The sequence below is a fragment of the Flammeovirgaceae bacterium SG7u.111 genome (assembly GCA_034044135.1).
In the GTDB taxonomy this organism is placed as follows: Bacteria; Bacteroidota; Bacteroidia; order Cytophagales; family Flammeovirgaceae.
This window is the reverse complement of the sequence record CP139021.1, coordinates 6537532-6550362: the sequence shown is the minus strand read 5'-3', so window position 1 is coordinate 6550362 and position 12831 is coordinate 6537532. Positions and strand designations below refer to the sequence as shown.

Below are 12831 nucleotides of genomic sequence, written 5' to 3'. Positions count from 1 at the left end.
ATGAAAAAGATATTAATAATATTTATAGCAACACTCTTGCTTGTTGCATGTAACGATAGTGTTCTTGATCTTGAACCAAAAGATCGGATTGCCGATACCGCAGTTTGGACGGATGCAAGTCTGATCAGAGCCTATCATAATGCAATATATAGTAGTATTGAAGATGCCGTCGGTCCCAATATGATGGCTAAAGCTACCGACGAAATGTGTTTCAACCAGACGAACCGCTATCCTGGTGTTATATTAAACAACACGCTCAATTCTGATAATGTAGATGATAGGGCGAATTTCAGAGGTGGAGGCAGTGTGTATACATGGAACAGAGATTATGATGTCATTAGAAAGATTCTAGTCTTCCTTGATGAAATGGAGGGCAACGAGGTGTTGGATAATGACGAAAAAACATCTTTAATTGCTGAGGCACGGGTTATTCGTGCATTTATGTACTTTAGGCTTATGGTAAGGTATGGCGGTGTACCCATTATTGATAAGGTGTATGCATTGGACGACGAATTTAGTTTTCCACGCAATACAATGGATGAGTGTGCTGCATATGTAGAAGCTGATATAGCAGCAGCTATGCCTGACTTACCTGAAGCAATATTTGCCAGCGATGGTGATTTTGGAAAAGTAAACCAATCGGTTGCCAAGGCTTTGCTTTCCCGGTTTTACTTATACATGGCTTCTCCGCTTTTTAATGAGAGTAATGATCAATCAAAATGGCAGAAGGCAGCAGATGCAGCGCTAGATTTGATCGATGATGGAAATTATTCGCTTCATCCTGATTATACCACACTTTTTAATGCCCCTAGCGGAACGGCTAATAACGAATTAATTTGGGCTAGAAATTATACGGCATCGAATGCCCATGACCTGCCAATGTACATGATGGGTCGCCGGTGGGGTGCTTATGGTGGTTGGGGAGGCGCCGGTGGCGTGTCTCAAAACCTGGTAGATGATTACGAAATGACGAATGGAGAACTTCCTTTTATCAAAGAGAACCATGTAAACACTGCTACAATCAACCCGGCTTCGGGATACGACCCGCAAAATCCTTACGCTAATCGCGACCCACGCTTTTATCAATCAGTCACTTTTGATGGAACAGAATTACGTGATGTAATTATGGAGAAGTGGATCTCGTCAGATGGAGCTACATGGGGCTTCGATTCGTATAAGCAAAGCGGAGATAACCCTCGTAGTAATTATACCTTGAGAAAGTTTATGCCAGGAACCGATGTTATGCCTGATATGGGCTGGAGCCAAAATTACGTCAGCCCTTATATCCGCTTCAGGTTAGGTGAGGTATACCTCAATTATGCCGAAGCAATGTTTGAACTTGGTGATGAAGCTACTTGCAGAGAGTATTTAAACATGATAAGAGCGAGGCCAACTGTTGAAATGCCTGCAATTCCGGCAACAGTTACTGGAGAGGAACTTCGAACAAAACTTTATAACGAACGACGAGTTGAGTTGGCTTTTGAAGAGCACAGATACTTTGATGTGAGAAGATGGAAAATTGCTCCGTATACAGAAGTTGTAAACCTACATGGGATAGATATTGTCAAAGATGTTGATACCGGTGTAAAAACATATACTCCTGTCAGTTTATTCGAAAGAGCTTGGGACGATAGATTGTATTTTATTCCCATTGCCATTGAAGAAATTCAGAAAGCCAATGGCGATGCTACAGACGGTGAACTTACACAAACACCAGGATATTAATAGAGCGTTAGTATAAATTTTAGTGAGGCCACTGGTTTTTTTCGGTGGCCTATTTTCTAGACATGATTGAAGTCCTTATTATAAGGATAGACAATCGATACTATCAGTTTTTTTACCTTTTTTCATCAAAATAAGAGCTTGTTTAAAATTATCCTTTCAAGGGAAAATGCTCAGATTGTGATTCTTACCAAAGAAGTAAATGTTTTATCGGACTGGTGTCCCAGTAGCAGCCACCGTGGAACAGCGCTGTTCAGTGAAAACTATAATATTTCGAAGTAAAGTTCTCGACTCGGGTACGGGTGCGATATGCGCATTTGTAGCGAAGCAGATTTATTTTAAACATGCTTTAAAACTTCAAGACCCTAAAATAATATGAAAATAAAGCACTTTCTCTTTGCCCTTATAATAGGAGGGCTGAGTTCACTGTTTGGAAAACCAACTATATGTTTTGCCCAGTCGCAAGAGACTACAACCAAAGACAACAAGTTATCGCTTTGGTACACAGAGCCGGCAACAGAATGGACCAAGGCGTTGCCCATCGGAAATGGTCGATTGGGAGCTATGATATATGGAGGAATCCACCAAGAACAACTGCAGCTAAATGAAGAAACTTTATGGAATGGTGGCCCGCACGATTACGCTAATCCTGATGCCTATCAGCATCTGGCGGCTGTCCGTAAGTTGCTCGACGAAGGGAAGTACATAGAAGCTGAAAAGCTGGCCGGGAAAATGATGGGTAACCCAGTTAAGCAAATGGCCTACCAGCCACTTGGCGATCTTTTTCTCATGTTTTCCCAGAGCGAAAAATCACAGAATTATCGACGCGAGCTCGATTTAGAAAAAGCAGTAAGTACGGTCAGCTACACTATTGGAGGAGTTGACTATACACGCAAAACATTTGCCTCGTATCCTGACCAAGCCATCGTTATGCGGCTTGAGAGCAGCGGGCGAGGGAAAATCACTTTCGATTTGTTGCTGACTAGTCCACATCGCTCAACATCCGAAGTATTAGATGGCAATGCCCTTTTGATGACCGGTCAGCTAGGGAAACGCAAGGAAAGAGGGTTGATTGGTCCATGGGAAGGCGAGGGGATCAAATTTGCGGCAAAGGTGAAAGTATTGGCAGAAGGTGGGGAGGTTATTGATCAAGGAAGTAAAATCTCTGTAAGGGATGCCAACTCGGTTACGCTTGTTTATGTAGCAGCCACCAGTTTTGTTAATGCCAAAGATGTAAGCGGTGATCCTGTAAAAAAAGTAAATGCATACATAGCCAATACAGAGGGCAAATCCTTTAGCCAACTCTACAAAAGGCATACTGATGATTACTCAGCGCTTTTTGACCGTGTATCTCTTGACCTTGGAGGTAAAAATGATGATTTGCCTACAGACCAACGACTTAAAAGTGTAATAGATGGAGGGGCAGATCCTCTACTTGATGAACAGCTTTTCCAATACGGTCGATATTTGATGATTGCCGGATCTCGTCCTGGTACACAACCGCTTAACCTGCAAGGAATCTGGAATGGAACGATCAACCCTCCGTGGTGCAGTAAGTACACTATCAATATCAATATTCAAATGAACTATTGGGTGGCAGAGGTTGGTAACCTTAGTGAATGTCACGAACCTTTCCTTCGTATGGTTGGCGAGTTGCAAGAACCAGGAAAGAAAACGGCCGAAGTCCATTATAAAGCTGGTGGTTGGGTGGTTCATCACAACACAGACCTATGGCGGGGCACAGCACCGGTCGATGGGGCACATTGGGGCATGTGGCCAACAGGTGGCGCATGGTTGTGCCAACACCTTTGGGAACATTACCTGTACACCGGCGATATCGAACATCTGAAAAAATCATATCCGATCATGAAAGGGGCGGCTGAATTTTTCCTTGATGCTCTTGTGAAGAATGAAGATGGATACCTTATTACTTCTCCATCAATTTCGCCAGAACATAGTCATGGAGGAACAAACAAGGACGGGATGAGTTCGGACCGCAGTGGGGCATCGCTTTGTGCAGGGCCTACTATGGATTTACAGATTCTGAACGACCTTTTTGCCAATTGCATGAAGGCATCTGAGGTTTTGGGGGTGGATAAGGATTTTAGAAAGAAAGTGAAGAAAACAAAAGATCGCCTAGCTCCAATGAAAATTGGCAAACATGGCCAGCTTCAAGAATGGCAGGAAGACTGGGATAATCCCAACAATCCTCATAGCCATGTTTCGCACCTCTATGGGCTATATCCAAGTAAGCAGATTAATCCTTATGATACTCCCGACCTTTTTGAGGCGGCAAAAACATCACTGATTCAAAGAGGAAACTCTGGCGGTTGGCCAGGGGCATGGCGAATTTCTTTATGGGCTCGTGTAGGTGACGGTGACCGTGCCCATAGTATGCTCAACAACCATGTGATGCATGGGCTGACCTCAAACTTGCTTAGTGGAAGGCGAGTTTTCCAAATCGATGCCAATTTTGGTGCTACGGCCGGCATTGCTGAAATGCTGGTTCAAAGTCAAAATAATGAAATTCATCTTCTGCCAGCACTTCCCAAAGCTTGGGCAAATGGTTCGGTAAAAGGCCTCCGTGCAAGGGATGGATTTGAGGTGGATATTGAATGGGAAGAAGGAAAATTGGTACAGTGTAAAATCAAATCACTTTTAGGCAAGCCACTAGTTGTCCGTCATGGTGAGAAAACCCTTGAGTATTCAATTGCTGAGGGTGAGACAATTACTATTTCAGAGGCTGATTTTGAATAAAGTTGCCATTTTTATTTGTTGAACCTTAAATTTACTGGGTCGGGAGATGATCGCCTGGCCTAGTACATTTTTTATTCAAGCAATAGTCAACACTAATATTACTGTTGATTGCTTCTTTTTAATACAAGATAAATCCTAATTATAATATCTCTGGAGGTGAGTTGGAGAACATCTAAAATGGCATGAATGAGGATTTTTTTAGTCTTCTGACTTGAGAGTTTTTGTAGTGAAACAGTCCATATGATTGCCATTGGGCGTGTGATTTGCAGGTATTGCCAGACCTAAATATTATTTACTTTCTTGAGAAGCTGTTTGGAAACATACCTTCAAATTTATTATAGCTTCTTTCGGTGCATAATGAGGCAAAATAAGCTATAACCATTTTTAAATTTAGCTTCAAAACAGCTTTTGGGCTAAGATGAACATTAATTAAAAATATTGAAATGAAAGAGAATGGTAAAGATTCGTTGAGGCTAAATGTTTTATCAGAAAATAAAAACCGAAAACCAAATCGTTTTATTCCTTATTGGATAGCTGTATTTCTGAGTGTTTTATGCATGTCGTGTATGCAGGCTGACGTTGATCAACCCTCTTCTTTGAAGCTATGGTATGATGCCCCTGCAGCTAATTGGAATGAAGCGTTACCCATTGGGAATGGTCGGCTAGGAGCAATGGTATTTGGGATTCCTGATCAGGAGAATATTCAGTTGAATGAAGAAACCCTATGGTCAGGTGGACCACACCGAAACGACAACCCCGAAGCCAAGGAGGTTTTAGAAGAAATTCGTCAACTGTTGTTTGATGGAAAATACAAAGAAGCTCACGATCTGGCTAATGCGAATATTATTTCAAAAATATCGCATGGTATGAATTATGAAACAGTAGGTAATCTGCGACTCAACTTTGAAGGTCATGCAAATTACTCTGATTATTACCGAGAGTTGGATATTGAAAATGCCGTTGCTAAAACCTCTTACACAGTGGATGGTGTAGTATATACCCGAGAAGTGTTTACCTCCTTTACCGATCAGGTGTTGATAATAAGGCTTACGGCTAGCGAAAAAGGTAAGCTTTCTTTCTCCGCAGGCATGGACAGGCCCGAGCCAGCTGCTGTCAGAGTTGAAACCGAAGGGATGGAAATACTAAAAATGACAGGAACTTGTGCCGATACCAAAAGCAAGAGAACCCCCATAGATACAACTCCAATTAAAGGGCGCATAGATTTTGAGTCGAGGCTTAAAATTGTACCTGATGGCGGCGTATTACACACATCTGGTAACAACCTTTCTTTAACCGATGCCAATAGTGCTACTTTGTATGTATCTATTGCGACTAACTTTGTAAACTATCAAGATGTCAGTGCCGATGAGCACGAGCGTGCCGTAGGGTATTTAGCTGGAGCCGAAAAGAAAAATTATGAGCAGTTAAAGTCTGAACATTCCGCTTTTTACCAAAATTATTTCAATAGGGTTTCGCTTGATTTGGGCGCAACCGATTCCGTTAAGAATCCTACTGATGTTCGTATTAAAGAATTTAGCCAAGGGAATGACCCTGCTTTAGCGGCCCTATATTTTCAGTATGGACGCTACCTGTTGATCTGTTCTTCGCAGCCAGGTGGTCAAGCTGGTAATTTGCAAGGGATATGGTGTAATCAGCTCACACCTCCATGGAAAAGTGCTTATACCGTAAATATTAATACGGAAATGAATTACTGGCCTGCTGAGCCTACGAACCTTAGTGAAACCCATGAACCGTTGATTGAGTTGGTAAAAGAACTATCGGTGGCCGGTCAGCAAACCGCCCAGGATATGTACGGAGCTGATGGGTGGGTATGCCATCATAATACGGACTTATGGCGCATCTGCGGCCCAGTTGACGGCGCAACTTGGGGGATGTGGCCAAGTGGTGGGCTTTGGTTGAGCCAGCATTTATGGGAAAAGTACTTATATAATGGCGATTTGGACTATTTGCGGGATGTATATCCTGCCATGAAAGGTGCTGCCGAGTTTTGCCTTAGCTTTTTAACGCCCGAACCTGATAATGGCTGGTTAATTTTTGCCCCTTCTACTTCACCTGAAAACAGGCCTGCACATATGCCAAACATGGTAAATATTGCTTATGCGACTACCATGGATAATCAACTGATATTTGATATACTGACTAAAACTGCTGAGGCAGCTAAAGTATTGGGTACTGATGCCGGGCTGGTTAAACAAATTGAAGGCACTCTTCCTAAGTTGGCGCCAAATCAAATTGGTCAGCATGGTCAAGTTCAGGAATGGATTAACGACTGGGACAGCCCAGAAGATAAGCACCGCCATATTTCGCAATTATACGGCATGCACCCTTCCAATCAGTTTTCACCTTTCCGTACCCCGGAATTAGCCGAGGCTACCAGAAATGTATTGGTTTATCGTGGAGACCCATCAACCGGTTGGTCTATGAACTGGAAGATTAACCAATGGGCTCGCTTGCTGGACGGTAACCATGCTTATAAAATGATGACCGACCAAATTAAATTGGTTGGCCGTCCTGGTTCTCCCAAAGGTGGCGGAACCTATGCCAATATGTTGGATGCCCACCCTCCCTTCCAAATCGATGGAAACTTTGGTTTTACTTCGGGCTTAACCGAAATGATGCTTCAAAGTCACGATGGTGCTATTCACCTGATCCCAGCATTGCCCGACGCTTGGAAAACAGGAAAAGTTACTGGTTTACGGGCACGAGGCGGTTTCGAAATAGAAGAATTGGAATGGAAAGACGGAGAGGTAGTTAAGGCTATTATCAAATCAAAATTAGGTGGCAATTGCCGTATCAGAAGCTATTCGGAATTGGCTTTGGAAGGAGGAGGAGGCCTTACGGTTGCCAATGGAGACAACGAAAATCCATTTTACCAAACTCCGTCGATCAAAGAACCATTAATTTCTGAAAAAGCAGTGTTGAAGGGATTTGATCTGCCAGATACATATCTATATGATGTTGAAACGAAGGCAGGGGAGAAAGTTGTTTTGGTGAAGAAGTAGGTTGGGGAATTGTACAAGGAGAAGTTATCTAAGGAAGGGTTTTCTAGTCAAATATGAGAGGGCTGTTACTTTGGATAACTTCAGACATTAAAAATATTTTTGTAAAAAAAGAAAGGACATGAAACTTTTGCGGCTATTATTTTTTTTAACTTTAATAACACCTCTTACTCTTTCTGCTCAATCGACGGACAGGCCCAATGTGATTTTTGTAATGCCCGATGATATTAGCCACAATGCCTTTTCGTATTATAAGGAAAATGGACCACAAACTCCTAGTATTGATGGGTTTGCAAAGGATGCTGTTCGATTGACCGACTTTCATGTTTCCCCAAGTTGCTCACCAACACGGGCGGCACTTTTAACAGGAAGGCCAAGTGATGTGGTGGGTGTTTGGCATACCATCAACGGTCGAAATATGCTGCGCGCCGATGAAATCACCATGGCAGATATTTTTAAGGCCAATGGTTATGCTACCGGACTATTTTTTAAATGGCATTTGGGGGATAATTACCCCTTTCGCCCTAAAGACCGCGGATTCGAGTATGTAGCTTGGACCAAAGGCGGAGGTACTGGCCAATTGCCCGATTATTGGGGGAATACCAACCAAAGTGCCAGCATGTGGGTGAATGATTCTTTGGTAAAAATGGTCGATGAAGATGATGGGATTGAGGGAGCTTTTACCACCAACTTTTTTATCAGCTGCGCCATGGATTTTATGGATGAAAACATCCAAAAGAATAAGCCATTTTTTGCCTATATTCCTCTTGCCACCGCACATGCCCCCCATGTTATGCCCCCTGATGCTCGTTCTGGGGTGAGTGCTAAAACGGGAACCATCGAAAATATTGATAAAAACTTTGGTAGGTTATTGAAGTTTCTTGACGACAAGGGGATTGCTGATAACACGATACTAATATTTACTACCGACAATGGTGCAGGCGGTCCCTTGCGAGGAGGAAAAGGGTCTAATTACGATGGAGGTACTCGGGTTCCATGCTTTATCAGGTGGGCAAATGGAAACCTTGGAGGAGATGGAAAAGGGGGAGATGTGTTACCATTAACTGCCCACATCGACTGGTTGCCGACCTTTATGGATATGTTAGGACTTGAGGATGTGGAAAACAGACCTGAAAAGCTAAAAATTCGTGGACGAAGCTTCAAGCCTTTCCTAGATGATGACCCATCAAACGACCCGATAGATTATAAAAACAGAGCAGTTACTATCAATGATATGTGGACTGAATTTCCTGAGAAGTACAAAAAATTGTCTGTAAAAAAAGATAGCTGGGATGGTGATGTCATAAAACACAAATGGCGCTTGACCCGGACTAGTAGCGATTCCGACTGGGAACTGTATGATGTTTTGGTTGACGAGGCACAGAAAAACGACATTATTGGCGACCCTGTTCACAAAGCTGTTGTTGCCGAACTAAAAGAAGAATATGAAGCATGGTGGAAACTTGTAGATGAGCGTTCCAGCGAATACACCCGTATTATTTTGGACAACTCTGAAGAGCCTGAATCGCATCTTTTGGCTCACGATTTTCATGGGACTGTGATTTGGAGTCAGGATGATGTTAAAAAAGGTGCTAAAGGCAGTGGTTTTATTGCCGTTGAACTTGATAAACCAGGTACTTACCATTTCGATCTCCGCCGTTGGCCCAAAGAGATTGAAGGTGAAACGACGTTAACTTCTGCTGGTTCGGGTAAAGCGCTAGATATAGCAAGTGCTCGTATAAAAATCTGGAATGGAGATAAAGTTTATGCAGACGAAAAAAAGGAGGCTGACCCAAACGCTGACGGAGTAAACTTTTCCATTAAGGACTTACCCAAAGGCCCTGCCTTTATTCAAACCTGGTTTTATAACGCCGCTGGTGAAATGGAAGGCGCCGTGTATTATAACTATGCGAGCCATAGCTCATATGACATGAAAACCGGAGCTGGTGCAATGAATGACAATAAGAAACTGAAGAAAAGTTTATTATATCAGGATGAGTTCAATACTTCATTGGAAAACTGGACTACAGAAATTGAGACTACTGCAAGCATAAGTTTGGTGGATGGGAAACTTGACATTAACACGGAGATGGGAAGTACCGTGTGGTTCAACCAGAAACTGGAGCAACCTGTTGTTATTACGTATGAAGTGACTACATATGATGATGGGATAGATGGTCTGCCCAGAGATCATAACCTGTTTTGGATGGCGCATAATCCTGAGTTGCCCAATGAACAGCCCACTGGCGAAGGAAGTTTGGGGGACTATAGTAAATATAATATGTACTATGCCGGCATTGGAGGGAATAAAAATAGAACCACGCGTTTCCGTCGCTATTTTAATAGTGAGCGCACCTTAGTCCATGAGTCAAATGATAAGACGCATTTGAACGGTCCGAATCAAACCTACAAGATGAAAATTGTTTGTGTTGACAATCAAATTAGTGTGTACAGAGATGGGCGAATTTATTGGGACTTCTACGATCAAAATCCTTATACCGAAGGCTGGTTTGGTTTTCGGCAAGCCCGAACCCATTTACAAATTGATAATTTCAAAGTGTATTCAGTAGCTTTAGATCATTAAAAATATACAATACAAAATATGAGATTTTATACCCTTTTAATTTGCTTAACCCTGACAGGGTCTGCATTTGCCCAAAATCCAATTTTTACCCACGTTTTCACGGCGGATCCTTCACCACATGTTTGGCCAAACGACGGTCGTTTGTGGGTGTATACTTCCCACGATGAACCTGGTTCCAACAACCACTATGGAATGACCGGCTATCATGCATTTTCTACGACTGACATGGTGAACTGGACAGACCACGGACGTATTTTACATTTAGAAAATGTGAAATGGGCGGAGAGCCATGCTTGGGCAATGGATGCGGCATATTACCGGGACAAATACTACATTATATATTGTATGAAAGAAGCTGGGATCGGGCTTTTTAGGACGGGTGTTGCTCGTAGCGATGTCCCCGAAGGGCCGTTCACAGACTTGGGATATGTGAAAGGTGTAGAATTTGGTCAAGACCCTGCAATTTTTATTGATGATGACGAAACTCCCTACTTGTTTTGGGGGCACGATCGTAAATGTTTTGCTGCAGAATTAAATGCCGATTTAATGTCCATTAAGCCAGAAACCTATGTTGATTTGACTTCTCAATTGACACATGTGTTTGAAGGGCCTTGGGTACACAAATACAAGGGGAAATACTACCTAACATACCCAGGATTAACGCCACGCCGGTGGCCAGAAAAAATGTTTTATGCTGTAGCCGATAAGCCACTAGGCCCTTACGAATTTAAGGGTTGTTTTATCGATGATTTTGAAGGTCAGGGTGGTACAAACCACGGAGGAACGGTGACTTACAAAGGAAAGGATATCATGTTCTACCACAGCGCATGGCTTTCAGGCGGTTTAAGTGAAACCCGCTCGGTAATGGCAGATTATTTAAACTACGACAATGAAGGGAATATCATTCCAATTGTACCCTCTAAAAAAGGATTGGGCAATGCGGAGCGAACCAAAACAACCCTTCAATTGGAAGCTGAAAATGGATTTGCAGCCGGCGGAGAATTATATAATGTGTTTGTTGATACATGGATAAAAGGATACAGCGGTAAAGGATATGTTACAAATTTTGATAATCCATACGACCATGTTTCCATCTTAGCCCAGGTAGCCAAACCTGAAAAATATCGGTTTAAAGTAAGATACGCTTCCCCAGATGGAGAATCGAATCATGATATTTTGATTAATAGCCATCAGTACAGAGACTTTGTTTTCCCACAATCGGAAGCATTTCGTGAAATAGATTTTGGTATTGTTGAGTTGAAAGCCGGTGATAACTTGATACGTATATTCAAGAGAAATTGGAAGCCTTCAAAAGGAGAGTTAGCCATCGATTATATTAAACTTGAACAAGTTTTTGAAGAATAAAGGCAAAGACTATAACAAAAAAGCTTCCGCCCTCGACCCAACCATTATTGGTCGGTTATTTAAGGTAGAGGTGTTTTAGAGATTAGTTGGTAGGGATTAGGTTGTATTAGTGGAGTTTTTCAATAGCCGTTGCTTATATGGGTAAGTATATGGCTATTTTTGTATGTTATACTCATTGAAATTAAGAGTAGTTAAACCAAAATTATTATAAAATGAAAGATGAAGAGATTGAGAAGTATATAGATCTGCTCAATAAAAAAACATATGCTGAAACGATTTTTATTAGACAAATAAGTGAATTTGTTGACGTCGCTAAGGTATGGGATTCGTTTCCTGAGGTAACTGATTTAGTAAACAATGAATCTCCTTCAATGGATTTCTTTTTTATTAGAAATGAGAGAGGTAGTTATATTGGGGCTGTGTATGTGATGATGAATGATTTACACTGGTATATACAGCAAGCTTTTAGGAAGAAAGGATATTTGACTAAAGCATTAAAAAAAGCCATAATTCCATATTTATTTGATGTAAAATGCAAGAAAGAGATAGTTGTCACTATTCCTCCGCATAATGAGCCATCAAAAAAGGTAGCTTTGGGAATTTGTATGAAAATAGAAGCAAAAAGCTTTCAGCGGATAGAATTGAAATTTTAAAGAAAAGGGCGTTTTTCGCATATAAAATACTTCAGGGGGTTAGTGATGAGCTTATTATGGCTTATAATAAAGATAAAGGATTGTCTAAAACAATAGAAAATTTGAGGGAATACGCTCGAAATATTGAAGAGATAGACCATGAAGTGAAAAGTTAAATACTACCTCTCATAGTTAAGAAATATCAATTGAATCATATTTAACAAAATGACCCCAAGAATAGAAACCCTTTCCCCCAAGAAATTAGTTGGTAAGCACTTGACCATGACCCTAGCCACAAATCCGATAAAAACTGCTGAGCTGTGGCGCAGTTTTATGCCGCACAGAAATGAAGTGAAAAACCAAGTTGGCACTGACCTAATTTCCATGCAAGTGTACGAAGAAGGCTTGGAATACCTTTCGGTTACACCCACCACCGAGTTTGAAAAATGGGCGGCGACAGAAGTTTCCGAAATAGAAGATCTGCCAGCAGGAATGGAAGTGTTTGAGTTGGAAGGGGGGAAATATGCGGTTTTCACCCACAAAGGCTTGCCCAGCGATTTCCCCAAAACTTGGAAAGCGATCTTTGTAGACTGGCTGCCCAGCTCAGGCTTCCAGCTCGACCACCGCCCCCATTTTGAGCTGTTGCCAGCAGGTTATAGCCCCGTTGACCCAAATGCCGAGGAGGAGGTTTGGATTCCGGTTAGGTAAAAAAACAGAGATTGAGAATAGCCTAGTTTTTTGCTTTCTCGAT

The 12831-nt window shown here is 42.0% G+C and carries 7 protein-coding genes; all 7 read left to right on the top strand.

Annotated elements, in window-relative coordinates; translation table 11 throughout:
* The 7 genes from R9C00_25350 (at window position 1) to R9C00_25320 (ending at window position 12788) form a co-directional block, all read left to right on the top strand.
* Window positions 1-1725 (top strand): RagB/SusD family nutrient uptake outer membrane protein, encoded by a 1725-nt coding sequence (locus tag R9C00_25350; protein WPO35023.1) that lies wholly within the window; start codon window positions 1-3, stop codon window positions 1723-1725.
* Window positions 1726-2097: 372 nt separating this feature from the next.
* Window positions 2098-4479 carry a glycoside hydrolase family 95 protein gene (locus tag R9C00_25345; protein ID WPO35022.1) on the top strand — a complete coding sequence of 794 codons (2382 nt, stop codon included), beginning with the start codon at window positions 2098-2100 and terminating at the stop codon, window positions 4477-4479.
* Window positions 4480-4922: 443 nt separating this feature from the next.
* A complete protein-coding gene (locus tag R9C00_25340; protein ID WPO35021.1) occupies window positions 4923-7502 on the top strand; it encodes a glycoside hydrolase family 95 protein in 2580 nt (859 codons plus the stop codon).
* A gap of 118 nt (window positions 7503-7620) precedes the next feature.
* The gene (locus tag R9C00_25335; protein ID WPO35020.1) at window positions 7621-10083 is read left to right on the top strand and encodes a sulfatase-like hydrolase/transferase; all 2463 of its coding nucleotides are present in this window, start codon (window positions 7621-7623) and stop codon (window positions 10081-10083) included.
* Between the two features lie 18 nt (window positions 10084-10101).
* Window positions 10102-11448 carry a family 43 glycosylhydrolase gene (locus tag R9C00_25330; GenBank protein WPO35019.1) on the top strand — a complete coding sequence of 449 codons (1347 nt, stop codon included), beginning with the start codon at window positions 10102-10104 and terminating at the stop codon, window positions 11446-11448.
* Between the two features lie 212 nt (window positions 11449-11660).
* Entirely contained in the window at window positions 11661-12101 is a 441-nt protein-coding gene (locus tag R9C00_25325) for a GNAT family N-acetyltransferase (protein ID WPO35018.1), read from the top strand.
* Between the two features lie 204 nt (window positions 12102-12305).
* The gene (locus R9C00_25320; GenBank protein ID WPO35017.1) at window positions 12306-12788 is read left to right on the top strand and encodes a GyrI-like domain-containing protein; all 483 of its coding nucleotides are present in this window, start codon (window positions 12306-12308) and stop codon (window positions 12786-12788) included.
* Window positions 12789-12831: the final 43 nt, after the last annotated feature.